The sequence below is a fragment of the Pseudomonas sp. PAGU 2196 genome (assembly GCF_022179005.1).
Classification (GTDB): Bacteria; Pseudomonadota; Gammaproteobacteria; order Pseudomonadales; family Pseudomonadaceae; genus Aquipseudomonas; species Aquipseudomonas kermanshahensis.
In genome coordinates this window covers 182,465-207,225 of sequence record NZ_BNTL01000020.1, presented here as the reverse complement: position 1 = coordinate 207,225, position 24,761 = coordinate 182,465, and the positions used below count along the sequence as shown (strand labels likewise).

Here is a 24,761-nt window from a genome sequence, read left to right as displayed (position 1 = left end):
CCCGCATGTTCGATTCCAGCGCCCTGTTGCGCCAGCGCTTTGCTGGGCTGCGCAGCACGGCCGAGTTGTTTTCCCTGCGTCATGTGAAGCAGTCGTACCAGGCATTGTCTGTGCGCCGCAATGTGGCCGAGCCGCCGTTCTTCAGCCAGGACGAGGGCGCCATGCTCACCGTGCGGGTCAACGGCGTTGAGGCCTATGCGGCCACCGCCGACCTGTCCCAACAAGGCTTGCAGCAGGCGCTCGAACGCGCCGAAGCGCTGGCCCGGCAGATCGCCAGGCATAGCCTGCTGGACCTGCGCGACCAACCGGTGACCAGCGCACGCCACGACCATGTCTCGCCCAACTTCGACCAGCCCCTGCCCAACCTCGCCGATTGCCTGGGCCTGCTCGCCGCCGAGTCGGCCAGCGTGCCCCAGGACAACCGCCTGGTGGATTGGCAGGCCGGCCTGGACATCACCCTGGTTGAACAAACCTACCTCAACTCCGCCGGCGCCGAGCTGCGCCACGCCCAGCGCTTCCTGTTCCCAGGCCTGAGCGTGACGGCCAGTGACGGCCAAGACAGCCAGAGCCGCAGCCTGGGCCGGGACAACTTCGGCCAGCAGGGGGGCTTCGAGGTCATCGAGCGCTGTGGCCTGGTCGGCGCCGCCCGGCGGGTCGCCGACGAGGCGCTGCAACTGCTGCTGGCACCCAATACGCCCAGCGGCCCGCGTGACCTGCTGCTGATGCCCGACCAGATGATGCTGCAGATTCACGAGTCCATCGGCCACCCGCTGGAGATGGACCGCATTCTCGGCGACGAGCGCAACTACGCCGGCACCAGTTTCGTCAACGCCAGTGACTTCGGCCACCTGCAATACGGCTCGAAGCTGCTCAACGTGACCTTCGACCCGACCATCGGCGAAGAACTCGCCAGCTACAGCTACGACGATGACGGCACCCAGGCCAGCAAGCAGTTCCTGATCCGCGATGGCGTGCTGCTGCGCCCGTTGGGCGGCGCCCTGTCGCAGTTCCGCTCCGGCCTGGACGGCGTGGCCAACAGCCGTGCCTGTGGCTGGAACCGCGCACCGATCGACCGCATGGCCAACCTCAACATCGAGCCGGGCGACCGCTCGCTGGCGCAGATGGTCAAGGGCATCGAGCACGGCATCCTGATGCGCACCAACCGCTCCTGGTCCATCGACGATGCCCGCAACAAGTTCCAGTTCGGCTGCGAGTGGGGCCAATTGATCGAAAACGGCGAGCTCAAGGGCATCGTCAAGAACCCCAACTACCGCGGCATCTCGGCGCAGTTCTGGCGCAACTTGTCCGCCGTCGGCGACGCCAGCACCTTCCAGGTGCTCGGTACGCCCAATTGCGGCAAAGGCGAGCCCAACCAGGTGGTGCGGGTCGGCCATGCTTCGCCGGCCTGCGTGTTCAGCCAGATCGATGTCTTCGGAGGCGACGCCTGATGAGCGCCACACCCCAACACCGTTTCGAAAGCCTGCTTGGCGCCCTGCGCGATGCCCTGCAGCCGGGCGAACAGTTCACCTTTGGCTACAGCGCCGAGCAGTCACAGTTCGTGCGCTTCAACCACGCCAAGGTGCGCCAGGCCGGCGAGGTGAGCCAGGCCAGTGTGCAACTGCGCCTGATCTGCGATGGCCGCCAGGCCGAGCAGTTGATTACCCTGGGCGATGATGCCGTGCTGGACCGCGCGCGCCTGGCCGATGCCCTGGGCCAACTGCGTCAGACCTTGCCCCTGCTGGCCGTCGACCCCTACCTGCGCCTGGACGAAACCCCGTGGAACAGCCACAGCCAGCAAGACCACACGCTGCCGGAACTGGATGAAGTGCTGGCCTTGATCGAACGGGAAGCCGGCGACCTGGACCTGGTCGGCATCTACGCCGCCGGGCCGATCTGTCGCGGCTTCGCCAGCTCGTTCGGGGCCTTTGGCTGGCACCAGGCCAACAGTTTCAACATGGACTGGAGCCTGTTTCACAGCAACGGCCAGGCCGTGAAAGCCAACTATGCCGGGCAGGCCTGGAGCGCTGACGAGTTCGTCGCGCGCCTGCGCCAGGCCCGCGAGCAACTGGCGTTCCTGGGCCGCCCCGCCATCACCTTGAAACCGGGCAGTTACCGCGCCTACCTGGCGCCAGCGGCCATGGACGAGATCGCCGGCATGCTGTGCTGGGGCGGGTTTTCTGCGCAGGCCCTGGCCACTGGCAACAGCGCCCTGCAGCGCCTGTATAACGGCGATGCCCAGCTGAGCCCGCTGGTCAGCTTCGACGAGCAGGTCAGCGGTTCGCTGAGCCCGGCGTTTTCGGATGAGGGGTCACCCCGCCTCGATGTGCCGCTGATCCAGCAAGGCCAAGCCGTGCAGCGCCTGATCAGCGCACGCAGTGCGGCCGAGTTCGCGCTGGTGGCGAATGGCGCCGACAGCTACGAGTCGCCCTGCGCCTTGAGCCTGGCGGCGGGCAAACTGGCCAGTGAAGCAATCCTCGAACGGCTGGGCACCGGGCTGTATATCAGCAACTTGTGGTACCTGAACTACTCGGACCTGCCAGCAGCACGCATGACCGGCCTGACCCGTTTTGCCACCTTCTGGGTGGAGAATGGCGAGATTCAGGGGCCGGTAAGCACCATGCGCTTCGATGACAGCCTGTACAGTTTGCTGGGCAGCCAGCTGGAGGACCTGACGCGTGAGCGCGAGATGATCCTGTCTACCAGTACCTATGGAAAGCGCAGTACTGGGTCGAGTCATTTACCGGGAGCATTGGTCAAAGGCCTGACCCTGACATTGTGATAGGCATTACCGGCCCTTTCGCGGGGCAAGCCCGCTCCCACAGAGATGTCACCCCATTCGAGGGCAGTGGAGATCCTGTGGGAGCGGGCTTGCCCCGCGAAGAGGCCGGCACTGACAAACGAGGACGTCATGCCCGAACGCACCCCGCTGGACCCCGTCACCGCCCGCTGGATCCCCTGGGTCGTGGCCATCGCTTTCTTCATGCAGTCCCTGGACGGCACCATTCTCAACACCGCGCTGCCGGCCATGGCACGCTCGCTGGAAGAGGACCCGCTGCGCATGCAAGGCGTGATCATCGCCTACATGCTCACCGTGGCCTTGCTGATTCCCGCCTCCGGCTGGATCGCCGACCGCTTTGGCACCAAACGCATCTTCTTCAGCGCAATCCTGTTATTCAGCTTCGGCTCGCTGTTGTGCGCCGCCGCCAACAGCCTGGGCTTTCTGATCCTGGCACGCGTCGTTCAAGGCCTGGGCGGTGCGCTGATGCTGCCGGTCGGGCGGCTGGTGGTGTTGCGCGCCTACCCCCGCACTGAGCTGGTGCGGATCATGAGCTTCATCACCATCCCCGGCCTGCTCGGCCCCCTACTCGGCCCAACGGTCGGTGGCTGGCTGGTGGAAATCCTCAGCTGGCACTGGATCTTCCTGCTCAACCTGCCGGTCGGTGCCATCGGCTGTTATGCCGTGTGGAAGTTCATCCCTGACCTGCGCGGCGCCGAGCGCACCAGCTTCGATGGCCCAGGCTTCCTCTTGTTCGGCGCGGCGATGGTGCTGATCACCATCGCCATGGAAGGCCTGGGCGAGTTGCACTTGCCGCACTTGCGGGTGATGTTGCTGCTGTTCGCTGGCATGGCCTGCCTGGCCGCCTACTGGCTGCGGGCCGGGCGCGATCCCGAGCCGCTGTTCTCGCCCAGCCTGTTCCGCGTGCGCACCTTTGCCATCGGCATCCTCGGCAACCTGTTCGCGCGCCTGGGCAGCGGCGCCCTGCCCTTCCTCGTGCCCTTGCTGTTGCAGGTGGCACTGGGATATTCGCCAGCCCAGGCAGGCATGAGCATGATCCCGCTGGCTGCAGCGGCGATGCTGGCCAAGTCCATCGCCCGGCCGCTGATCGAGCGCTTCGGCTACCGCATCATCCTCACCGGCAATACCCTGCTGCTGGGCCTGCTGCTGGCCAGCCTCGGCCTGGTCGACGAGCAGACGCCCTACGCCGTGCTGCTGATACAACTGGGCCTGCTCGGCGCCGTGAACTCCATGCAGTTCACGGCCATGAACACGGTAACCCTGATCGACCTCGACGATGCCAGCGCCAGCAGCGGCAACAGCCTGCTGTCGGTGGTCGCGCAACTGGCGCTGAGCCTGGGTGTGGCTTGCGCCGGTGCATTGCTGGGCGGCTTCACGGCGGCCGGCAGCGCCGAGGGGGTGGAAAGCACCTTGGGCGCCTTCCAGCTGACCTTCGTGACCATCGGCATCATGGCCATGCTGGCCGCAGCGATCTTCCTGCAACTGGCGCCGACAGACGGAAGGCGTGCCCGTCGTCCGGAACAACACATGGAGTCGTAGGGCGAATGGCCATGAGGCTGGTAGACTGTGCGGCATTTTTCGCTTCGCCACACAGGCCCGCCTCGTGACCACCGAATCCACCGCCTTTGCCACCCTGCCGCTGTCCGCCGCCATGCTGGCCAACCTGGACGCCCTCGGCTATGCCTCGATGACGCCGATCCAGGCCCAGAGCCTGCCGGTCATCCTCAAGGGCCAGGACCTGATCGCCCAGGCCAAGACCGGCAGCGGCAAGACCGCTGCGTTCGGCATCGGCCTGCTGAACCCGATCAACCCGCGCTACTTCGGTTGCCAGGCGCTGGTCCTGTGCCCGACCCGCGAGCTCGCCGACCAGGTCGCCAAAGAGTTGCGCCGGCTGGCCCGCGCCGAAGACAACATCAAGATCCTGACCCTCTGCGGCGGCGTTTCGCTCGGCCCGCAGATCGCGTCGCTGGAGCATGGTGCGCACATCATCGTCGGCACCCCGGGGCGCATCCAGCAGCACCTGGACAAAGGCACCCTGGTACTCGACGGGCTCAATACGCTGATCCTGGACGAAGCTGACCGCATGCTCGACATGGGCTTCTTCGATGCCATCGCCAGCATCATCGGCAAGACCCCGGCCCGCCGCCAGACCCTGCTGTTCTCGGCCACCTACCCGTCCGGCATCAAGCAGCTTGCCGCAGACTTCATGCGCAACCCGCAGCAGGTCAAGGTCGAAAGCCTGCACACCGACAACCAGATCGAACAACGCTTCATCGAAATCGACGCGCAACAGCGCCTCGAAGCGGTGACTCGCGTGCTCGGCCACTATCGCCCGCAATCGTGCGTTGCGTTCTGCTTCACCAAGCAGCAGTGCGAAGACGTGGTCGCCCACCTCACGGCCAAAGGCATCGTCGCCCAGGCCCTGCACGGTGACCTCGAACAGCGCGACCGCGACCAAGTGCTGGCCATGTTCGCCAACCGCAGCAGCTCGGTGCTGGTGGCGACCGACGTGGCCGCGCGCGGCCTGGACATCGACGGCCTGGACATGGTGCTCAACGTCGAGCTGGCGCGTGACGCCGAGATCCACGTGCACCGTGTCGGCCGTACCGGCCGTGCCGGCGAGAAGGGCGTTGCGGTCAGCCTGGTGGCCCCGGCCGAAGGCCACCGCGCCCAGGCCATCGAAGCGCTGCAGAAGAGCCCGCTGCGCTGGGACCAGTTGGACAGCCTGAAAAATAAAGGCGGCGAGCCGATGCTGCCGGTGATGAGCACCTTGTGCATCGCTGCCGGGCGCAAGGACAAACTGCGCCCGGGTGACATCCTCGGCGCATTGACCGGCGATGCCGGCATCCCGGGCAAGCAGGTGGGCAAGATCGCCATCTTCGATTTCCAGGCCTTCGTGGCAGTGGAACGAGCACTGGCCAAGCAGGCGATGCAGCGCCTGAACAGCGGCAAGATCAAGGGCCGCGTTCTGAAAGTCCGCATCATTTAAAAAACTTTTGGGGCCGCTTTGCGGCCCTTTCGCGACACAAGGCCGCTCCTACACGGGTTACGCGATCCCCTGTAGGAGCGGCCTTGTGTCGCGAAAGGGCTGCAAGGCAGCCCCAGCAATCTTCAAGAGGTAACCCGTGCACACCACCGACGTGATCATCCTCGGCGCCGGCGCCGCCGGCCTGATGTGCGCCCAGCTCAGCGCCCGCCGTGGCCGCCGGGTACTGCTGCTCGACCACGCCAACAAGCCAGGCAAGAAAATCCTGATGTCCGGCGGCGGGCGCTGCAACTTCACCAACATGTACACCGAGCCAGCCAACTTCCTTTCGCACAACGCGCACTTCTGCAAGTCGGCGCTGGCCCGCTACACCCAGTGGGACTTCATCGAGTTGGTGGCCAAGCATGGCGTGCCGTATCACGAGAAGAAGCTCGGGCAGCTGTTCTGCGACAACAAAGCCAGCGACATCCTCAACATGCTCCTGGCCGAGTGCGACGAGGCCGGTGCCGAGTTGCGCATGGACACCAGCATCTCGCACATCGAGAAAACCGAAAACGGCTACCTGCTGCAAACCAGTGCCGGGCAGTTCGCCTGCCAGTCGCTGGTGATCGCCACCGGCGGCCTGTCGATCCCGACCCTGGGTGCTACCGGCTTCGGCTACCAGGTGGCGCGCCAGTTCGGCCACACCCTGCTGCCGACCCGCGCCGGGCTGGTGCCCTTCACCATCACCGAGCCCCAACTCAAGGCACTGTGCACTGAACTGTCGGGCACCTCGCTGGACTGCACGGCCAGCTGCAACGGCACCAGCTTCCGCGAGAACCTGCTGTTTACCCACCGCGGCCTGAGCGGCCCGGCGATTCTGCAGATCTCCTCGTTCTGGGAGGCCGGCGACACGGTGGAGATCAACCTGCTGCCGGACCGCGATGCACTGACCTGGCTGCAACAGCAGCAGGCCGAGCGCGCCAACGCGGAACTGAAGACGGTGCTTGGCGAGGTGTTCACCCGCAAGCTGGCCAACCTGTTGGCCGAGCAGTGGTTCGAATCGAAGCCGATGAAGCAGTACACCCCGGCAGAACTGGCCCAGATCGCCGAAAAACTGGCAGCCTGGCAGGTGGTACCGGCTGGCACCGAGGGCTATCGCACCGCCGAAGTGACGCTGGGCGGCGTGGACACCCGCGAGGTGTCGTCCAAGACCATGGAGTCGCTCAAAGCCCCGGGGCTGTACTTCATTGGCGAGGTGCTGGATGTCACCGGCCACCTGGGCGGTTTCAATTTCCAGTGGGCATGGGCATCGGCTAACGCTGCGGCGCAGTTCGTGTAGAGTAGAATCCATTCAGCAGCACGGAACGCTTCTTGCTGGTCCGTGCGGCACTGTATTCATTCGATCACAGCCCAAGGCCATCATGTCATCGAGCTCGTTCCGTCAGTCACTGCGTCGCCTGTGGGGCCAAGACAAGTTCAGCTACAGCATCAGGGTTACGGTCGCCCTTACCGGCAGCATGGCCTTGTGCTGGTACCAGGATGAAATGGCCCTGCTGATCCCCTTGTTCCTGGGCATCATCGCCAGCGCCCTGGCCGAAACCGACGACAGCTGGCAAGGCCGGCTCAGCGCGCTGGCGGTAACCCTGGTGTGTTTTGCCATCGCCGCGCTGTCGGTCGAGTTACTGTTCCCCTACCCTTGGATCTTCGCCGGCGCCCTGGCCCTGGCGGCCTTCGGCCTGACCATGCTCGGTGCACTGGGCGAGCGCTATGGTGCGATCGCTTCAGCCACGCTGATTCTGTCGGTGTACACCATGATCGGCGTGGACCAACGCGGCGGCCAGGTGAATGACTTCTGGCACGAGCCGATGCTGTTGGTGGCGGGCGCGGCCTGGTACGGCCTACTGTCGGTGCTGTGGCAAGCGTTGTTCTCCAATCAGCCGGTGCAGCAAAGCCTGGCCAAACTGTTTTTCGAGCTGGGGCGCTACCTCAAGCTGAAGGCCAACCTGTTCGAACCCATCCGCAACCTCGACCTGGAGGCCCGCCGCCTGGAGCTGGCCCAGCAGAATGGCAAGGTGGTCGCGGCGCTCAACGCTGCCAAGGAAATCATCCTGCACCGGGTCGGCAACAGCCAGCCAAATTCCAAGGTCAGCCGTTACCTGAAGCTGTACTTTCTGGCCCAGGACATTCACGAGCGCGTCAGCGCCTCGCATTACCCGTACAACGCCCTGGCCGAAGCGTTCTTCCACAGCGACGTGATGTTCCGCTGCCAGCGCCTGCTGCGTCATCAAGGCTCCGCCTGCCAAGACCTGGCGCGCTCGATCCGCTTGCGCCAGCCGTTCGTGCTCGACAGCCGGTTTGCCGACACCCTCGAAGACCTCAACGCCTCCCTGGAGCACTTGCGCAACCAGAACAACCCGGCCTGGCGTAGCCTGCTGCGGTCGTTGCGGGCATTGGCGGCCAACCTTGCCACCCTCGACCGCCTGCTGGGCGCCGCCAGCAACCCGGACAGCCTGGCCGATGCCAGTGACAGCAGCCTGCTCGACCGTTCGCCACGCTCGCTGAAGGATGTGTTGAGCCGCCTGCGCACCCAGCTCACGCCGACCTCGCTGCTGTTCCGCCACGCCCTGCGCCTGTCGCTGGCACTGTCGATCGGCTACGGCATGGTGCATTTGATTCACCCGACCCAGGGCTACTGGATCATCCTCACCACGCTGTTCGTCTGCCAGCCCAACTACGGCGCGACCCGGCGCAAGCTGGTGCAGCGGGTGTTCGGCACGGCCATCGGTTTGACGGTCGGCTGGGCCCTGTTCGACCTGTTCCCCAGCCCGATCATCCAGTCGATGTTCGCCGTGGTCGCCGGGGTGGTGTTCTTCGTCAACCGCACCACCCGGTACACCTTGGCAACTGCAGCGATCACCTTGATGGTGCTGTTCTGCTTCAACCAGATCGGCGACGGCTACGGCCTGTTCCTGCCGCGCCTGTTCGATACCCTGGTGGGCAGCCTGATCGCCATTCTGGCGGTGTTCCTGTTCCTGCCCGACTGGCAAGGCCGGCGCTTGAACAAGGCGCTGGCCAACACTTTGGCCTGCGCCAGCGTGTACCTGCGCCAGATCATGCAGCAGTATGCCCACGGCAAACGCGACGACCTCGCCTACCGCCTGGCCCGCCGCAATGCCCACAACGCCGATGCGGCGCTGTCGACCACGCTGGCCAACATGCTCATGGAGCCGGGGCACTTCCGCAAGGAAGCGGACGTTGGCTTCCGTTTCCTGGTGTTGTCGCACACGCTGCTGAGCTACCTCTCCGGGCTCGGCGCGCACCGCGACACCGCCTTGCCGGCGGAGGTGCAGGAGCAGTTGATCGAGGGCGCGGGGCAAAGCCTGGCCAACAGCCTGGATGAAATCGCCAATGGCCTGGCGGCGCGGCTACCGGTGGCGATCCACAGTGATGCCGAAGAAGCGCTGGCCAACGACCTGGAACAGATGCCGGAAGAGCTGGATGAGCACCAGCGGTTGGTGCAGACTCAGCTGGCACTGATTTGCAGGCAGTTGGGGCCATTGCGCACGCTGGCAGCGCACCTGGTCAAGGAAAGCGCTCCAGCCTAAATGCTATGTGGCCTGTGGCGGCCTCTTCGCGGGTGAACCCGCTCCCACAGGGGGTGTGTATCGCTTGTGTGGGAGCGGGTTTACCCGCGAAGAGGCCAGCACGGGTATTAGAGATCAAAAGCCATGCTGGCGTAACAAGCGCGCATAACTGCCATCAGCTTTCATCGCCGCAATCGCCTGTTCGAACCGTTCGACAATCTGCTGGTGTTGCGGGTGTTTCAGGCTGACCAGAATATGCAGGCTGTTCTGCGCCAGTGGCGGGTCGATCAGTTCCACACCATCACGCACCGCCTGCGGTTCGCGCTGCAGGTTGTAACGGGCCACGTATTCATCTTCTACCGCCAGGTTCACCCGGCCTGCCGCCAACATGCGCACGGCTGACGAGAAGTTGCGCACAGGCACCTTGTGCAAGCGGGTATCGCCGTCGAAATCGGGCGAGTAGGCATAGTCGCGCACCACGGCAATGCTGTAGGGGTACAAATCGGCAGCATGCTGATAGTCAAACGCCTCACCCTTGCGCTTGAGCAAGCGGATGCGGTTAGTCAGGTAAGCGTCGGAAAACTGACCAATGCGCGCACGCGCGTCGTTGCGCCAAGCATTGATCAGCACGTCGTAACGCCCTTCGCTGACGCCCATCAACGCCCGCGCCCAGGGCACTTCTTCGAACGCGCTGGTGTATCCGGCCCGGGCCAGCGCAGTGGTGACGATGCTGGTCGCCAAACCGCCGCCGGGCATGCTGGTGTCGGTAAACGGTGGCCAGTTGTCCGCCACAAGCCGCAGCTTGCCGTGACCCTGGGCGGGCGAGGCCAGCATCACTGCCAGCAACCCCAGAACACAAAGCAGTGGCCGCATGCTCAAGTCCTTTCGCAATGGAGGGCACACACTGTGTAGGCGGTCTTCACCACAACTGCCGCTGAGCGTACACAAAGCTGCAGCCGAAGGCAGCGGACAATAGTGTCATTTTGCCTCTATTTTGGCCGAAGACTGCATGACACCGCCTGCAGCAATCAGCCACTCGTCGGTAGCCTTGGGATTTGCGATGATCGACGGATCATTCAAGGAGTTCCTGCCCATGTCCATCGACTGGCTTTGCAAGCACCACACTGATCTCGGCAAGGAGCAGCTCTATGCCATCCTGCAGTTGCGCACTGAAGTGTTCGTGGTCGAGCAACGCTGCAGCTACCAGGAAGTCGATGGCCAGGACCTGACCGGCGACACCCTGCACCTGATGGCCTGGCAAGACGACAAGCTGGTGGCTTACCTGCGCCTGCTCGACCCGCAATCCCAAGGGGGCGATGTGGTCATCGGCCGCGTGGTCACGTCACCTGCGGCGCGCGGGCTCAAGCTGGGGCATGCGTTGCTGCTCAAAGGGCTGGAGGCGGCCGAGCATTGCTGGCCGGGTACGCCGGTGTACCTGTCGGCGCAGGCGCATCTGCAAGGGTTTTATGCAGGGCATGGGTTTAAGGCGGTGGGTGAGGAATACCTTGAGGATGACATTGCGCATATCGGTATGCGTAAAGGCTGAGAAAGCCCGGGGCACTGTGGGAGCGGGCTTGCCCCGCGAACACCGGCGAAGCCGGTGCCATGCACCGCGTAGCCCCATTCGCGGGACAAGCCCGCTCCCACAATGATCATTGGTCTCTGCGCGGCAGCGCAACGCCAAGAAGCTGGGCAATCTCCCACAGGACGACTTTAGAGCACGTCAGGGATACCCCAGCACTTCGCGGATCTGACGCAAATGCCGAATGATCCACTGCTTGTCGATCGCGCCCCAGTCATGAATGCGGTAATGCCCGGCATGATTGCGCGCGCCTTCCTGCTGCTCGAACTCACAGACGATGTCCAGGTCGGCCAAGGCGGCGATGGTGTCCTGGGCCGTGCGGCGTGGCATGCCGGTGGCCTCCATCAGCGCCGGCACGCTGGTCGCGGTCTGGCTGTCGATCAGCCAGGCCACGTACAGGCGGCGGTAGAAGCTGCTCTTGGTCTTGCTCACTTCCATGCTGCGTGGTCCTTAACAGTTGCCCGGCAGCTCCCGATAGGTCAGGTAGACGCGCAGGTCGAATTCCAGTTGATGGTAGTCCGGCTCCATGTGCTGACAGAGCTGGTAAAACGCCTTGTTATGGTCGCGCTCACGCAGGTGCGCCAACTCGTGCACCACGATCATGCGCAAAAACTGCGGCGCAGCCTCCTTGAACAAAGCGGCGATGCGGATTTCCTTCTTCGCCTTCAGCTTGCCACCCTGCACCCGGGATACCGCAGTGTTCAGCCCCAACGCACGGTGGGTCAGGTCCAGGCGGTTGTCGAACAGCACCTTGTCCAGGTTAGGCGCACTGCGCAGGTACTGCTGCCGCAACGCCTGGGCATAACCGTACAGCGCCTTGTCGCTCTGCACGTCATGGCGGTCGGGGTAACGACGCTGCAGGTACTCGCCCAGGCGGTCGCTGTCGATCATCTGCCGCACCTGCTCTTGCAGGTGCGGGGGGTAGGCTTGCAGGTAACGTAATACGGTCATGGCAGTGCATTCGGCGTGACGAAGGGCGATTCTAGCCAATCATGGCCGAGGCCAGGAGAAAATCGCCGGGAAGCCGCTGGCATCCGCTGCGGTCATGGGGTGCGCTACCAGAAAACCCTGCACGTAGGCGCAACCGTTTGCCTTCAGCCACGCAGCCTGGGCCGGGGTTTCTACACCTTCGGCGATCACTGTGATGCGGTAGTCGGCACACAGGCCCACCACGCTGCGCACCAGCGCGGCGTCCACGGCAGAGTCCGGCAGGCGTGCCACCAGGTGGCGGTCCAGCTTCAGGGTATCGATCGGCAAGTCCCGCAGCATGCGCAACGAGCAGTCACCTGCGCCAAAATCATCCAGCGCCACCCGCACGCCCAGCTCACGCAGGCGGTGTATCTGCTTCACCGCCGCGTCGATGTTGTACATCAGCGACGTCTCCGCCACCTCGACTTCGAGCTGCGCGGGGTCAAGCTGGTAGTCCAGGATCACCCGCTGCAGCTCCTCGACCAAGCCCGGCATGACGAACTGGGCACGGCTCAGGCTGATACCCAGCACCAGGTCGCGAGGGAAACGATCGCACCAGGCCTGGCGCTGCGCTGCCCCCTGGCGGTAGATCCAACTGGCCAGGCGGTTGATCAGCCGGGCCTCTTCCAGCAAGGGTATGAACAGCCCCGGCGGCACATCGCCAACGCTGGGGTGCTGCCAGCGCAACAACGCCTCGAAACCGCGCAAGTGGCCATCGGCGAAACCCACCTGGGGTTGATACACCAGGCTGAAGTCTTGCTGTTCGATCGCTGCCCGTACACCGTCTTCAAGCATAAGCCGCGAACGTGCGCGGCCATTGAGCTCGTGGTCATAGAAGCGGTATTGCTGGCGGCCAGCCTGCTTGGCCGCGTACATCGCCGCATCGGCTGCGCGCAGCAGGCCCTCGACGGTGGCACCGCAGTCGGGGTAGGTGGCGATACCAATGCTGACCCCAAGGCACACATCCAGCCCTTCCACCTGCTGGCTGATGGAGATGCGCTCGAGCAAGCGCTCGGCGTAACGCCCGGCCTGCTCGGGGTAAGGCAAGCTGTCGAACAACGCCGTGAACTCATCACCACCCATCCGTGCCAGCAGCGCCTCGCTGCCCAGGCAATCCTTGATCTGCTCAGCGACCCAGCGCAGCACGCGATCACCCGCCTCATGGCCCAACGAGTCGTTGATCCGCTTGAAGCCATCCAGGTCCATGTACATCAGCGCCTGCGCCTTGTCCGAGCGCTCGTTGCGCAGCAGCACGCCCTCAGCGGCCTGGTAGAAACCGCGGCGGTTGAGCAGGCCGGTCAGCGGGTCTGTCACCGCTTGGTACTCAAGCTGTTGGTGGAGGTTGCGCACCACCGACATGTCCAGCACTGTCACCACCATCGCCTGCTGATCGGCCGGCAGGGGTGCACACGACAACGCGACCGGTACCAGTTCGCCCCCCAGGGTGCGTAACTGGGCATCGTGCACGCGGAAAATCCGCCGCCCCAAGTAGGCCTGGTAGAAGTCCGACTCGCTCCACAGGTTGGCGTTGGCCATTTGCACCAGGTCAAGCAACTGGGCGCCCTGCAACTGCTCCACTGGCGCTGCCAGCAAGCGTGAAATGGCTGGGTTGGCGAAGCTTATGGTGCCGGCGGCATCTACCACCAGAATCCCTTCGGCGGCGTTTTCCAGAATCGAAGCGTTGAACGCCCTGGCCGTTTCCAGCTCGCGGGTCAGTTGCTGCAACATGCGCCGGTTGCGTTGCTGATCGAGCAGGGCCTGGACCTTGGGCTTGAGAATCTGCGGGTCGAACGGCTTGAACATGTAGTCCACCGCGCCACTGGCGTACCCCTTCAGCACGGCGGCATCGGACTGTTCGTTAGCGGTAAGGAAGATGATCGGGGTCAGCCGCGTGCGCTGGCTGCCGCGCATCAGCCGGGCGACTTCGAAGCCGTCCATTTCTGGCATCTGTACGTCCAGCAAGACCAGGTCGACGTCGTGTTCGAGCAAGGCACTCAGGGCTTCCACCCCCGAACTTGCGGTCAATACTTGCCAATCCTGCCGGGCCAGCAAGGCCCGCATACTGATGAGGTTCTCGGGGTAATCATCTACCACCAGTAGAACCGAGCTGCCACCATCCCGTGGCTGTGGTTGAAGGTGAGCGCCATCCATGCTGCTTCTCTATTGTGTGACCGACTTCAAATCACGATTGGATCCGATAAGTACTCTAGACCCGGGCCTGTAACTCGCAATGCAATCAGAACGCTATCAGTGCATAAACTGTACGGTAGCCGACTAACGGTTGCTCTGCCGTGAATAGCCGTTATCGCAGGCATAAAAAAACCCGCATCTCTGCGGGTTTTTCAGTACTACCAGCGAATCAATTGACCTTGGCGGCCAATTCACCTTTCAGGTAACGCTGGAACATGCCTTCCAGGGAGATCGGCTTGATCTTGGAGGCATTGCCGGCGGTGCCGAAGGCTTCGTAACGGGCGATGCACACGTCACGCATGGCTTTGACGGTTTCACCGAAGAACTTGCGCGGGTCGAACTCGCTTGGGTTCTGGGCCATCAGGCGACGCATGGCACCGGTGGAGGCCAGGCGCAGGTCGGTGTCGATGTTGACCTTGCGCACGCCGTGCTTGATGCCTTCGACGATTTCTTCAACCGGTACGCCGTAGGTTTCTTTGATGTCGCCGCCGTACTGGTTGATGATCGCCAGCCACTCTTGCGGTACGGAAGAAGAACCGTGCATCACCAGGTGGGTGTTAGGGATGCGCTTGTGGATTTCCTTGATACGGTCGATCGCCAGCACGTCACCGGTCGGTGGCTTGGTGAACTTGTAGGCGCCGTGGCTGGTGCCGATGGCGATGGCCAGGGCGTCGACCTGGGTCTTCTTGACGAAGTCGGCGGCTTCTTCCGGGTCGGTCAGCATTTGGCTGTGATCCAGCACGCCTTCAGCACCGATACCGTCTTCTTCACCGGCCATGCCGGTTTCCAGCGAACCCAGGCAGCCCAGCTCGCCTTCTACCGAAACGCCGCAGGCGTGCGCCATGGCAACGGTCTGCTGAGTAACGCGGACGTTGTACTCGTAGTCGGTTGGGGTTTTGCCGTCTTCACCCAGCGAGCCGTCCATCATGACCGAGCTGAAACCCAGCTGGATCGAGCGCTGGCACACGTCAGGGCTGGTGCCGTGGTCCTGGTGCATGCACACCGGGATGTGCGGGAACTCTTCGATCGCAGCCAGGATCAGGTGGCGCAGGAAGGGCGCACCGGCGTATTTACGGGCACCTGCCGAAGCCTGCACGATGACCGGAGAGTCGGTCTTGTCGGCGGCTTCCATGATTGCGCGCATTTGCTCGAGGTTGTTGACGTTGAAAGCTGGAACGCCGTAACCGAACTCGGCGGCGTGGTCCAGCATCTGGCGCATGCTAATGAGTGCCATTGTGTATCTCTCTCCCGACAAGCGTCGTTTGTTTCGTGCAAGCCTGCCGCAGGGGCGGTTGCTGTTCAAGTAGTGTGGGCCACCTGGGCGGCCCGGCCAGTCACGGTGCCTTGCAGCCCCGCCCTATCAGATCGTTGGTTGCCACCCAGTACACCAGGCCTTCTTCGCCTTTGGTGTGGAAGGCCAGCACGCCATCGCTGTACATCGCGCCCGACGCGCTCGGCTCGGATTTGAGCCGGTAGACCTGGTCGCCGCCGCCAAGGCGTACGTCGACCGAATCTTGTTGTGCATCCGCGAAGCGCCACAGCACTTCGGTCTGGGTGTCACAGACCCAACGGGTCCAGTTGTCTGCCGGGGCGGGTTGCGCCGGCTGCAGCAGTGAGCATCCTGCCAGTGTCGCCAGGGCCGCGATGGCCATAAGCGCTTTCATCTCATTACTCCGCCAGGGACTGCTTTGCAGCCCCAGTGTTGAAGACCTTCAAACCCAGCTTAGGTGCCCGAGAACCCGATCAAGGGCAACCAGGCGCCTTGTGCTGGTGGTCTTCGTCATACTTTTCCAGGCCATCCGGACCCAGGCGCTTGTTGATGACCGGTACGGTCTCAGCCTGCCATTCGGACTGGTAGCAGCCGCCCTTGGGCGACCGCGACGCGGCTTCATCCGAAGACGGGCTGCTGGAGCACGCGCTCAGCATCCCGGCCAGAATCATCACAGGCAATTGCTTGACCATCAGGTCGCTCCCTTTGCCAAGCGCCAACGTCATCAGGCCTTGGCCCGCTCTTCCAGAATTGCCACAGCCGGCAGGACCTTGCCCTCGACGAACTCGAGGAACGCGCCACCACCGGTAGAAATGTAGGAGATATCGGCGCCAACGCCATATTTGTCGATCGCCGCCAGGGTGTCACCACCGCCCGCGATGGAGAACGCGGCGCTTTCTGCGATGGCTTTGGCCAGCACTTTGGTGCCGTTGCCGAACTGGTCGAACTCGAACACACCAACCGGGCCGTTCCACAGGATGGTCTGCGACGACTTCAGCAGCTCGGCGAAGTTGGCAGCGGTTTGCGGGCCGATGTCCAGGATCATGTCGTCAGCGGCAACGTCGGCAATGGCCTTGACGGTCGCTTCGGCGCTTTCGGCGAATTCCTTGGCAACCACCACGTCGACCGGCAGCGGTACGTTGACCTTGGCAGCGATGGCCTTGGCGGTGTCGACCAGGTCAGGCTCGTACAGCGACTTGCCGACGGGGTGGCCAGCAGCCGCCAGGAAGGTGTTAGCGATGCCACCACCGACGATCAGCAGGTCGCAAACGGTGCTCAGGCTGTTCAGCACGTCGAGTTTGGTCGACACCTTGGAGCCAGCGACGATGGCCGCCATCGGCTTGGCCGGGGCTTTCAGCGCCTTGCCCAGGGCATCCAGCTCGGCGGCCAGCAGTGGGCCAGCAGCGGCGACTTTGGCGAACTTGGCCACGCCATGGGTCGAACCCTCGGCGCGGTGGGCAGTGCCGAACGCGTCCATCACGAACACGTCGCACAGGGCAGCGTATTTCTGCGCCAGCTCGTCGGCGTTCTTTTTCTCGCCCTTGTTGAAGCGCACGTTCTCGAACAGCACCAGGTCACCGGCCTTGACCTCGACACCTTCCAGGTAGTCGGCGATCAGCGGCACGTCACGGCCCAGGGCCTTGCTCAAGTAGTCGGCGACCGGCTTGAGGCTGTTCTCGGCAGAGAATTCACCTTCGGTCGGGCGGCCCAGGTGCGAGCAGACCATTACCGCTGCACCCTTTTCCAGGGCCAGCTTGATGGTCGGCAGCGCTGCCAGGATACGCGCGTCGCTGGCTACCACACCGTCCTTCACAGGCACGTTGAGGTCTTCGCGGATCAGTACGCGTTTACCTTGCAGGTCGAGGTCGGTCATCTTCAACACGGTCATGAATGCAGTCCTTCAGGGCTGTTTGTTGCGGGTTGGTTGAACGACGTGCAGATAGTGTTCGGCAACGTCGAGCATACGGTTGGCGAACCCCCATTCGTTGTCGAACCACGCCAGCAGGTTTACCAGGCGGGGGCCGGAAACACGGGTCTGGCTGGCATCGACGATCGCCGAATGCGGGTCGTGGTTGAAATCACAGCTGGCGTGGGGCAGCTCGGTATAGGCCAGCAATCCTTTGAGCGGGCCCTCCAGCGCAGCCTCACGCAGCACCCGGTTGACCTCGGCGGCGCTGGTGTCGCGGGCGGTCTGCAGCGTGATGTCCAGGCATGAGACGTTGACGGTCGGCACGCGTACCGCTTTGGCCTGAATTCGCCCGGCAAGTTCCGGCAGCAGCCGCTCGATGCCGCGCGCAAGGCCCGTGGACACCGGGATCACCGACTGGAACGCAGAGCGCGTACGGCGCAGGTCTTCGTGGTGGTAAGCGTCGATCACCGGCTGGTCGTTCATCGCCGAGTGGATGGTGGTGATCTGCACGTATTCGATGCCGAACGCCTGGTCCAGCACGCGCAACAGCGGCACGCCGCAGTTGGTGGTGCAGGACGCGTTGGACACCAGGCGCTCGTTGCCGGTCAGGCATGCCTGGTTGATGCCGTAGACCACCGTGGCGTCCACGTCCGCCTCACTGGCCATGGGCTGCGAGAACAGCACCCGTGGCGCGCCGGCATCAAGAAAACGCTGGCCATCGGCGCGGGTGTTGTAGGCGCCGGAGCACTCCAGCACCAGGTCGATGTCCAGGGCGGCCCAGTCGATGCCTTCTGGGGTGGCGCTGCGCATCACCTTCACGCAGTCGCCGTTAATATGCAGACAGTCGCCGTCGACCCTCACTTCACCGGGGAAACGCCCGTGGGTGGAGTCGAAGCGTGTCAGGTACTCGAGGCTGGCCTGATCGGCCAGGTCGTTCAACGCAACAATCTCGAAACCGGCCTTCGCCCCCCGCTCGAACAACGCGCGCAGGACACAGCGGCCGATGCGGCCATAACCGTTGAGTGCAACTTTGTAGGGACGCGGGTGGGGCATAGGTGGCTCTTGAAATCCGTCGGTTGAAAGGGGCCGCCTTACGGCCCATTCGCGGCACAAGGCCGCTCCCACAGGGTACTGCGGCGTATGCAGATCCTGTGGGAGCGGCCTTGTGCCGCGAACGAGGGCCAAAGGCCCTCGCTTTGCCTGTATCAGTCTTCCAGCAGCTCTTCGGCGGTGCCCAGGATGTTCTCCAGGGTGAAGCCGAACTCTTCGAACAATGCAGAGGCCGGGGCCGACTCACCGTAGGTGGTCATGCCGATGATACGGCCTTCCAGGCCGACGTACTTGTACCAGAAGTCGGCGTGGGCAGCTTCGATGGCGATGCGCGCACCCACTTCCAGTGGCAGTACAGACTGCTTGTAGCCAGCGTCCTGGGCGTCGAACACGCTGGTGCAGGGCATGGAAACCACACGGACCTTGCGGCCTTGCTCGCTCAGCTTGTCGAAGGCCTGAACCGCCAGGCCCACTTCGGAACCGGTGGCGATCAGGATCAGCTCTGGCTCGCCAGCGCAGTCCTTGAGGATGTAACCACCGCGGCTGATGTCAGCGATCTGCTGGGCGTTACGGTCCTGATGCTGCAGGTTCTGACGCGAGAAGATCAGCGCCGATGGGCCGTCTTTACGCTCCAGGGCGTTTTTCCAGGACACGGCCGATTCGACCGCGTCAGCTGGGCGCCAGGTGTCCAGGTTCGGCGTGCTGCGCAGGCTGGTCAGCTGCTCGATCGGCTGGTGAGTCGGGCCGTCTTCGCCCAGGCCGATGGAGTCGTGGGTGTAGACGTGGATCACGCGCTGCTTCATCAGGGCCGACATGCGCACTGCGTTGCGGGCGTATTCCATGAACATCAGGAAGGTCGCGCCGTAAGGCACCAGACCGCCGTGCAGGGCAACGCCGTTCATGATCGCGGTCATGCCGAACTCGCGCACGCCGTAGTACACGTAGTTGCCGTTGGCGTCATGGGCTTCGACGCCTTTGCAACCTTTCCACAGGGTCAGGTTGGAACCGGCCAGGTCAGCCGAACCGCCGAGGAACTCAGGCAGCAGCGGGCCGAAGGCGTTCAGGGCATTCTGGCTGGCCTTGCGGCTGGCAATGGTCTCGCCTTTGGCAGCGACTTCGTTGATGTAGGCCTGGGCCTTCTCGGAGAAGTCGGCCGGCAGCTCGCCGCTGTCACGGCGCTTGAACTCGGCAGCCAGCTCTGGGAAAGCAGCGGCGTAGGCGTCGAAGCGCTGGTTCCACTCGGCTTCAGCCTTGGCACCGGCGGCCTTGGCGTCCCACTCGGCATAGATGTCGGCCGGGATTTCGAACGGGCCGTGGTTCCAATTCAGTTCTTTGCGGGCCAGGGCGATTTCGTCGTTGCCCAGCGGTGCGCCGTGGCAGTCTTCCTTGCCCTGCTTGTTCGGCGAACCGAAGCCGATGATGGTCTTGCAGCAGATCAGGGTCGGCTGCTCGCTTTTGCGTGCAGTCTCGATCGCAGTCTTGATTTCGTCGGCGTCATGGCCGTCGACGTTGCGGATCACTTGCCAGTTGTAGGCTTCGAAACGCTTCGGCGTGTCGTCGGTGAACCAGCCTTCGACTTCGCCGTCGATGGAGATGCCGTTGTCGTCATAGAAGGCAATCAGCTTGCCCAGGCCCAGGGTGCCGGCCAAAGCGGCGACTTCGTGGGAGATACCTTCCATCATGCAGCCGTCGCCGAGGAACACGTAGGTGTTGTGGTCGACGATGTTGTGGCCGTCACGGTTGAACTGTGCGCCCAGGACTTTTTCCGCCAAGGCGAAGCCCACGGCGTTTGCCAGGCCTTGGCCCAGTGGGCCGGTGGTGGTCTCTACGCCTGGGGTGTAGCCGTATTCCGGGTGGCCCGGGGTACGGCTGTGCAGCTGGCGGAAGGCCTTGAGGTCGTCGATCGACAGGTCGTAGCCGGTCAGGTGCAGCAGCGAGTAGATCAGCATCGAGCCGTGGCCGTTGGACAGCACGAAGCGGTCGCGGTCGGCGAAGCTTGGGTTGCTCGGGTTGTGCTTCAGGTAGTCACGCCAAAGCACTTCGGCGATATCCGCCATGCCCATAGGGGCACCTGGGTGGCCGCTGTTAGCCTTTTGCACGGCATCCATGCTGAGGGCACGAATGGCGTTGGCACGTTCACGACGGCTGGGCATCGCTGATCTCCTGGGGCTGAAAGGTTGTGATACGAAAAAAGGCGGCCATTTTCGCCCACTGGGGGGCTGGGGGCAAACATTTAAGCGTCAAGCGGCACGCTTTAAGCGGCAAGGTGCATGCAGCCATGGGCTTGGGCCGCTCTATCCTTGCAACTCATCGCCAATATCAAAACTTTTTGATATTGGCCTTGCGGGTGCCACGATGCCTGTCTAGACTGCCGCCCCATGAACCTCCGTGCGCAATCGATCCCTCAGCGAAGCGACACCCTGGCCGCCCTGTGCAAAGCCAGCGGCGATGCGCTGCGCCTGAATGTTTTGCGCGCACTGGCCAGCGATTCGTTTGGCGTGCTCGAGCTGGCGCAAATCTTCGACATCGGCCAGTCCGGCATGAGCCATCACCTGAAGGTGCTGGCCCAGGCCGAGCTGGTGGCAACCCGGCGCGAGGGCAACGCGATTTTCTACCGCCGTGCCCTGCCCGACAGCCTACGCCTGGGCGGGCGCCTGCACACGGCGTTGCTCGAAGAAGTCGACGACCTGACCTTGCCACCCGCAGTGCAGGCGCGCATCGCCCAGGTGCAGCAGCGCCGCGCAGCCACCAGCCAGGACTTTTTCCTGCGCGTGGAAGAAAAATTCCGCGCCCAGCAAGACCTGATCGCCGGCCTGCCGCAGTACCGCGAAAGCCTGCTGGCGCTGCTCGACAAGCTGAACTTCGCGCCCACCGCCAGCGCGCTGGAAGTAGGCCCCGGCGACGGCGGCTTCCTGCCGGACCTGGCACGGCGCTTCGCCACGGTGACTGCCCTGGACAACAGCCCGACCATGCTCGAGCTGGCCCGCCAGGTCTGCCAGCGTGAGCGCCTGGACAACGTGAACCTGCAGTTGGCCGATGCACTGAATGCAACGGATGTGGCAGCCGACTGCGTTGTGCTGAACATGGTGCTGCACCATTTCAGCGACCCGGCCCTGGCCCTGCGCCAGCTGGCCAAACGGGTGAAAGCGGGCGGCAGCCTGCTGGTCACCGAACTGTGCAGCCATGACCAGGGGTGGGCGCGCGATGCCTGCGGCGACCTCTGGCTGGGCTTCGAGCAGGACGACCTGGCCCGTTGGGCCAATAGTGCCGGGCTGGTCCCCGGGGACAGCCTCTATGTGGGCTTGCGCAACGGTTTCCAGATACAGGTCCGCCATTTTCAGCGGGCGACTGGCGACATACACCATCGGTAAATTTTAGGAACCCTTCGAGATGAGCGAATACTCCCTTTTCACCTCCGAGTCCGTGTCCGAAGGGCATCCGGACAAGATCGCCGACCAGATTTCGGACGCTGTCCTTGATGCCATCATCGCTCAGGACAAATACGCCCGCGTGGCCTGCGAAACCTTGGTCAAGACCGGTGTCGCGATCATCGCTGGCGAAGTGTCCACGTCCGCCTGGGTCGACCTCGAAGAACTGGTACGTAAAGTCATCATCGACATCGGCTACAACAGCTCCGACGTCGGCTTCGACGGCGCCACCTGCGCGGTGATGAACATCATCGGCAAGCAGTCCGTGGACATCGCCCAGGGCGTCGACCGCTCCAAGCCGGAAGACCAGGGCGCTGGCGACCAGGGCCTGATGTTCGGCTACGCCAGCAACGAAACCGACGTGCTGATGCCTGCACCGATCTGCTTCTCGCACCGTCTGGTAGAGCGCCAGGCCGAAGCGCGCAAGTCGCGCCTGCTGCCGTGGCTGCGCCCGGACGCCAAGTCGCAGGTCACCTGCCGTTACGAAAATGGCAAGGTAGTCGGCATCGACGCGGTGGTCCTGTCGACCCAGCACAACCCTGAGGTCTCGCAAAAAGACCTGCAGGAAGCGGTGATGGAGCTGATCGTCAAGCACACCCTGCCGGCCGAACTGCTGCACAAAGATACCCAGTACCACATCAACCCGACCGGCAACTTCATCATCGGTGGCCCGGTGGGTGACTGTGGCCTGACCGGCCGCAAGATCATCGTCGACTCCTACGGCGGCATGGCCCGCCACGGTGGTGGCGCGTTCTCCGGCAAGGACCCGTCCAAGGTCGACCGTTCCGCCGCCTACGCCGGTCGCTACGTGGCCAAGAACATCGTCGCCGCCGGCCTGGCCGAGCGTTGCGAGATCCAAGTCTCCTACGCCATTGGCGTAGCCCAGCCGACCTCCATCTCGATCAACACCTTCGGTACCGGCAAGGTCTCCGACGACAAGATCGTCCAACTGGTGCGCGAGTGCTTCGACCTGCGTCCGTACGCAATCACCAAGATGCTCGACCTGCTCCACCCGATGTACCAGGAAACCGCGGCCTACGGCCACTTCGGCCGCACCCCGCAGCAGAAGACAGTCGGCGACGACACCTTCACCACCTTCACCTGGGAACGCACCGACCGCGCCCAGTCGCTGCGTGACGCTGCCGGCCTGTAAGTTTCCTACAGCGCTGGACGAAAGCCCCTGCCGAGCAATCGGCAGGGGCTTTTTTGTGACATATCGGCTGACAACTGTTCACGGCAATTGGCGCCCAGCCTGCCTAGGCTGAGGGTTCCCACCCGCCATGCAAGGATGCTGGCCATGCCGTTCATGCTGTTGTTCGCACTGCTGCTATCGCTACATGCCTCGCTGGCGCACGCCAGCCCCTGCCCCGACTGGGACGCCAAACAAGCCAACGCCGAGGTCACCCACCTTCGCAGCACGATTGCCCAATGGGACGACGATTACCATCGCCTGGGCATCACCCAGGTGGCAGATGAACTGTATGACCAGAGCCGACAACGCCTGGAACACTGGCAGCAATGCTTCGGCCTGCAGGCGCAACCCGCGCCACTGGCCACGGCGCGCGGCCCGATTACCCACCCCGTCCCGCATACAGGCGTCGACAAGCTGGGCGACGAGCAGGCCGTCGGCCGCTGGATGGCCGGCAAAGCTGGCCTGTGGGTGCAGCCGAAGGTCGATGGGGTGGCCGTTTCCCTGCTCTACCAACAGGGGCAACTCGTACAGTTGCTGAGCCGGGGTGACGGGGCCCAGGGGCACGACTGGAGCCGCCACATCCCGCACCTCGGTGCCATTACCCAGCAACTGCCCCAGCCCCTTGATCTGGTGTTGCAGGGTGAACTGTATCTGCGCCTGGACCAGCATGTGCAAGCCCAGGCGGGCAGCGCCAAGGCACGGGGCTCCGTGGCAGGGCTGCTCGCCCGCAAGCAGCTCAGCGCTGAACAAGGCGCCAGCATCGGCCTGTTCGTCTGGGATTGGCCACAGGGCCCCAGCAGCCAGGCCGAGCGCCTGTCGCAGCTGGCCCAACTGGGCTTCCCCGACAGCCAGCGCTACAGCATTGCCATCGACTCCATCGCCGATGCCGCACACTGGCGCCAGCACTGGTACCGCTCACCCCTGCCCTTCGCCACCGATGGCGTCATCCTGCGCCAGAGCAGTCGGCCACCCGCCGAGCGTTGGCAGGCCAAGCCGCCCTACTGGCTGGCAGCTTGGAAATACCCCTACACCCAAGCCTTGGCCCAGGTGCGTGAGGTACGCTTCCGGGTCGGTCGCACAGGCAGAGTCACGCCGGTGCTGCGCTTGCACCCGGTCAAACTGGACGACCGGCTGATCACACAGGTCAGCCTGGGCTCACTGGCACGCTGGCAGCGCCTCGACATTGCGCCGGGTGATCAGGTAGCAATCAGCCTGGCCGGCCTGACCATTCCGCGTTTCGAGCACGTGGTGCACCGCGCGGTCCAACGCCAGCCGGTTGCAGCGCCGCAACCGGGGCGCTACCACCCCCATAGCTGCTGGCACGCAGACGACGGTTGCGACGAGCAGTTCATTGCGCGGCTTACGTGGCTCAGTGGCAAGCAGGGGCTGGCAATGCCGCGCACCGGGCCAGGTACGTGGCAACGCCTGGTCGGGGCTGGGTTGGTCACTTCGATGACGGATTGGCTGCAACTCGATGCTCAGCGCCTGGGCCAGGTACCGGGCATCAGCGACGCCACCGCCACGCAACTGCTGCACGCCTTCGAAGGCGCCCGATTACAGCCCTTCTCCCGCTGGCTGCGCGCGCTTGGCGCACCCGCACCGGGTGGCATGCAGCTCGACGGTGACTGGGCGCAGCTGTCCTCGCGCACGGCCGGTGACTGGCACGCCATGCCAGGTATCGGCGCGGCGCGCGCGCGTCAGCTTGAAGCGTTTTTTACGGCCAACGAAACTCAAGCTATTGCGGCGCAGTTAAACGAGGCCGGCGTAAACGCGTTCCAAATCAGCAACAAACCGCTCGCGCAATGATTTTTTACCAAATCCC

General features: G+C 63.9%; 20 protein-coding genes. 10 read left to right on the top strand and 10 right to left on the bottom strand.

Annotated features, from left to right (window positions below):
* Window positions 1–5 precede the first annotated feature (5 nt).
* From MFF34_RS18430 to yccS, 6 genes are all read left to right on the top strand, one after another.
* Entirely contained in the window at window positions 6–1,448 is a 1,443-nt protein-coding gene (locus MFF34_RS18430) for a TldD/PmbA family protein (RefSeq protein ID WP_238215703.1), read from the top strand.
* The gene (locus MFF34_RS18425) at window positions 1,448–2,779 is read left to right on the top strand and encodes a TldD/PmbA family protein (RefSeq protein ID WP_238215701.1); all 1,332 of its coding nucleotides are present in this window, start codon (window positions 1,448–1,450) and stop codon (window positions 2,777–2,779) included. The genes MFF34_RS18430 and MFF34_RS18425 overlap by 1 nt, the downstream gene beginning before the upstream one ends.
* A gap of 129 nt (window positions 2,780–2,908) precedes the next feature.
* Complete coding sequence (gene mdtD / locus MFF34_RS18420) at window positions 2,909–4,336, top strand: multidrug transporter subunit MdtD (RefSeq protein ID WP_099430611.1); 1,428 nt, start codon at window positions 2,909–2,911, stop codon at window positions 4,334–4,336.
* A 112-nt stretch (window positions 4,337–4,448) separates the two neighbouring features.
* Window positions 4,449–5,786, top strand: coding sequence for an ATP-dependent RNA helicase DbpA (gene dbpA, locus MFF34_RS18415; protein WP_238215777.1), 1,338 nt, complete (start codon window positions 4,449–4,451; stop codon window positions 5,784–5,786).
* 136 nt (window positions 5,787–5,922) lie between these two features.
* Window positions 5,923–7,104: an NAD(P)/FAD-dependent oxidoreductase gene (locus tag MFF34_RS18410; RefSeq protein WP_099455527.1), complete on the top strand. Its 1,182-nt coding sequence runs from the start codon at window positions 5,923–5,925 to the stop codon at window positions 7,102–7,104.
* Window positions 7,105–7,186: 82 nt separating this feature from the next.
* A complete protein-coding gene (gene yccS, locus MFF34_RS18405) occupies window positions 7,187–9,370 on the top strand; it encodes a YccS family putative transporter (protein WP_238215699.1) in 2,184 nt (727 codons plus the stop codon).
* Window positions 9,371–9,484: 114 nt separating this feature from the next.
* Here the strand turns inward: yccS and MFF34_RS18400 are convergent, their stop codons facing one another.
* The gene (locus tag MFF34_RS18400; protein WP_238215697.1) at window positions 9,485–10,222 is read right to left on the bottom strand and encodes an ABC transporter substrate-binding protein; all 738 of its coding nucleotides are present in this window, start codon (window positions 10,220–10,222) and stop codon (window positions 9,485–9,487) included.
* Between the two features lie 220 nt (window positions 10,223–10,442).
* Between MFF34_RS18400 and MFF34_RS18395 the strand changes: the two genes are divergently transcribed.
* Window positions 10,443–10,895 carry a GNAT family N-acetyltransferase gene (locus MFF34_RS18395; protein WP_027592469.1) on the top strand — a complete coding sequence of 151 codons (453 nt, stop codon included), beginning with the start codon at window positions 10,443–10,445 and terminating at the stop codon, window positions 10,893–10,895.
* A gap of 177 nt (window positions 10,896–11,072) precedes the next feature.
* Here MFF34_RS18395 and MFF34_RS18390 read toward each other — a convergent pair whose 3' ends face one another.
* The 9 genes from MFF34_RS18390 to tkt form a co-directional block, all read right to left on the bottom strand.
* The gene (locus MFF34_RS18390; RefSeq protein WP_003249396.1) at window positions 11,073–11,369 is read right to left on the bottom strand and encodes a helix-turn-helix domain-containing protein; all 297 of its coding nucleotides are present in this window, start codon (window positions 11,367–11,369) and stop codon (window positions 11,073–11,075) included.
* A 12-nt stretch (window positions 11,370–11,381) separates the two neighbouring features.
* On the bottom strand, window positions 11,382–11,882 hold the full coding sequence (locus MFF34_RS18385; RefSeq protein ID WP_238215695.1) for a M48 family metallopeptidase: 501 nt from the start codon (window positions 11,880–11,882) through the stop codon (window positions 11,382–11,384).
* A gap of 39 nt (window positions 11,883–11,921) precedes the next feature.
* Window positions 11,922–14,051, bottom strand: coding sequence for a bifunctional diguanylate cyclase/phosphodiesterase (locus MFF34_RS18380; protein ID WP_238215694.1), 2,130 nt, complete (start codon window positions 14,049–14,051; stop codon window positions 11,922–11,924).
* A 208-nt stretch (window positions 14,052–14,259) separates the two neighbouring features.
* The gene (gene fba, locus MFF34_RS18375) at window positions 14,260–15,324 is read right to left on the bottom strand and encodes a class II fructose-bisphosphate aldolase (RefSeq protein ID WP_008093958.1); all 1,065 of its coding nucleotides are present in this window, start codon (window positions 15,322–15,324) and stop codon (window positions 14,260–14,262) included.
* A gap of 100 nt (window positions 15,325–15,424) precedes the next feature.
* Window positions 15,425–15,754 carry an MliC family protein gene (locus MFF34_RS18370; protein WP_027592466.1) on the bottom strand — a complete coding sequence of 110 codons (330 nt, stop codon included), beginning with the start codon at window positions 15,752–15,754 and terminating at the stop codon, window positions 15,425–15,427.
* Window positions 15,755–15,833: 79 nt separating this feature from the next.
* Entirely contained in the window at window positions 15,834–16,085 is a 252-nt protein-coding gene (locus tag MFF34_RS18365) for a hypothetical protein (RefSeq protein WP_099430618.1), read from the bottom strand.
* The gene (locus MFF34_RS18360; RefSeq protein WP_027592464.1) at window positions 16,085–17,248 is read right to left on the bottom strand and encodes a phosphoglycerate kinase; all 1,164 of its coding nucleotides are present in this window, start codon (window positions 17,246–17,248) and stop codon (window positions 16,085–16,087) included. Before MFF34_RS18360 ends, MFF34_RS18365 begins: the two co-directional genes overlap by 1 nt.
* 12 nt (window positions 17,249–17,260) lie before the next feature.
* Window positions 17,261–18,322: an erythrose-4-phosphate dehydrogenase gene (gene epd / locus MFF34_RS18355; RefSeq protein WP_186677283.1), complete on the bottom strand. Its 1,062-nt coding sequence runs from the start codon at window positions 18,320–18,322 to the stop codon at window positions 17,261–17,263.
* A 152-nt stretch (window positions 18,323–18,474) separates the two neighbouring features.
* Window positions 18,475–20,472, bottom strand: coding sequence for a transketolase (gene tkt, locus MFF34_RS18350; protein WP_238215692.1), 1,998 nt, complete (start codon window positions 20,470–20,472; stop codon window positions 18,475–18,477).
* A 225-nt stretch (window positions 20,473–20,697) separates the two neighbouring features.
* Here tkt and MFF34_RS18345 point away from each other — a divergent pair, with 225 nt between their 5' ends.
* The 3 genes from MFF34_RS18345 (at window position 20,698) to ligB (ending at window position 24,745) form a co-directional block, all read left to right on the top strand.
* Window positions 20,698–21,690, top strand: a complete 993-nt coding sequence (locus MFF34_RS18345) for a metalloregulator ArsR/SmtB family transcription factor (RefSeq protein ID WP_027592461.1) — start codon at window positions 20,698–20,700, stop codon at window positions 21,688–21,690.
* A gap of 19 nt (window positions 21,691–21,709) precedes the next feature.
* On the top strand, window positions 21,710–22,900 hold the full coding sequence (metK, locus tag MFF34_RS18340) for a methionine adenosyltransferase (RefSeq protein WP_027592460.1): 1,191 nt from the start codon (window positions 21,710–21,712) through the stop codon (window positions 22,898–22,900).
* 144 nt (window positions 22,901–23,044) lie between these two features.
* Window positions 23,045–24,745: an NAD-dependent DNA ligase LigB gene (gene ligB, locus MFF34_RS18335; RefSeq protein ID WP_238215690.1), complete on the top strand. Its 1,701-nt coding sequence runs from the start codon at window positions 23,045–23,047 to the stop codon at window positions 24,743–24,745.
* The last annotated feature ends 16 nt before the right edge of the window (window positions 24,746–24,761 follow it).

What these genes read in the sequence shown, in the direction of transcription:
- MFF34_RS18430 (WP_238215703.1), top strand. Translation starts at nt 6, where the DNA reads ATGTTCGATTCCAGCGCCCTGTTGCGCCAGCGCTTTGCTGGGCTGCGC.
- MFF34_RS18425 (WP_238215701.1), top strand. Translation starts at nt 1,448, where the DNA reads ATGAGCGCCACACCCCAACACCGTTTCGAAAGCCTGCTTGGCGCCCTG.
- mdtD (WP_099430611.1), top strand. Translation starts at nt 2,909, where the DNA reads ATGCCCGAACGCACCCCGCTGGACCCCGTCACCGCCCGCTGGATCCCC.
- dbpA (WP_238215777.1), top strand. Translation starts at nt 4,449, where the DNA reads ATGCTGGCCAACCTGGACGCCCTCGGCTATGCCTCGATGACGCCGATC.
- yccS (WP_238215699.1), top strand. Translation starts at nt 7,187, where the DNA reads ATGTCATCGAGCTCGTTCCGTCAGTCACTGCGTCGCCTGTGGGGCCAA.
- MFF34_RS18400 (WP_238215697.1), bottom strand. Translation starts at nt 10,222, where the DNA reads ATGCGGCCACTGCTTTGTGTTCTGGGGTTGCTGGCAGTGATGCTGGCC.
- MFF34_RS18395 (WP_027592469.1), top strand. Translation starts at nt 10,443, where the DNA reads ATGTCCATCGACTGGCTTTGCAAGCACCACACTGATCTCGGCAAGGAG.
- MFF34_RS18390 (WP_003249396.1), bottom strand. Translation starts at nt 11,369, where the DNA reads ATGGAAGTGAGCAAGACCAAGAGCAGCTTCTACCGCCGCCTGTACGTG.
- MFF34_RS18385 (WP_238215695.1), bottom strand. Translation starts at nt 11,882, where the DNA reads ATGACCGTATTACGTTACCTGCAAGCCTACCCCCCGCACCTGCAAGAG.
- MFF34_RS18380 (WP_238215694.1), bottom strand. Translation starts at nt 14,051, where the DNA reads ATGGATGGCGCTCACCTTCAACCACAGCCACGGGATGGTGGCAGCTCG.
- fba (WP_008093958.1), bottom strand. Translation starts at nt 15,324, where the DNA reads ATGGCACTCATTAGCATGCGCCAGATGCTGGACCACGCCGCCGAGTTC.
- MFF34_RS18370 (WP_027592466.1), bottom strand. Translation starts at nt 15,754, where the DNA reads ATGAAAGCGCTTATGGCCATCGCGGCCCTGGCGACACTGGCAGGATGC.
- MFF34_RS18365 (WP_099430618.1), bottom strand. Translation starts at nt 16,085, where the DNA reads ATGACGTTGGCGCTTGGCAAAGGGAGCGACCTGATGGTCAAGCAATTG.
- MFF34_RS18360 (WP_027592464.1), bottom strand. Translation starts at nt 17,248, where the DNA reads ATGACCGTGTTGAAGATGACCGACCTCGACCTGCAAGGTAAACGCGTA.
- epd (WP_186677283.1), bottom strand. Translation starts at nt 18,322, where the DNA reads ATGCCCCACCCGCGTCCCTACAAAGTTGCACTCAACGGTTATGGCCGC.
- tkt (WP_238215692.1), bottom strand. Translation starts at nt 20,472, where the DNA reads ATGCCCAGCCGTCGTGAACGTGCCAACGCCATTCGTGCCCTCAGCATG.
- MFF34_RS18345 (WP_027592461.1), top strand. Translation starts at nt 20,698, where the DNA reads ATGAACCTCCGTGCGCAATCGATCCCTCAGCGAAGCGACACCCTGGCC.
- metK (WP_027592460.1), top strand. Translation starts at nt 21,710, where the DNA reads ATGAGCGAATACTCCCTTTTCACCTCCGAGTCCGTGTCCGAAGGGCAT.
- ligB (WP_238215690.1), top strand. Translation starts at nt 23,045, where the DNA reads ATGCCGTTCATGCTGTTGTTCGCACTGCTGCTATCGCTACATGCCTCG.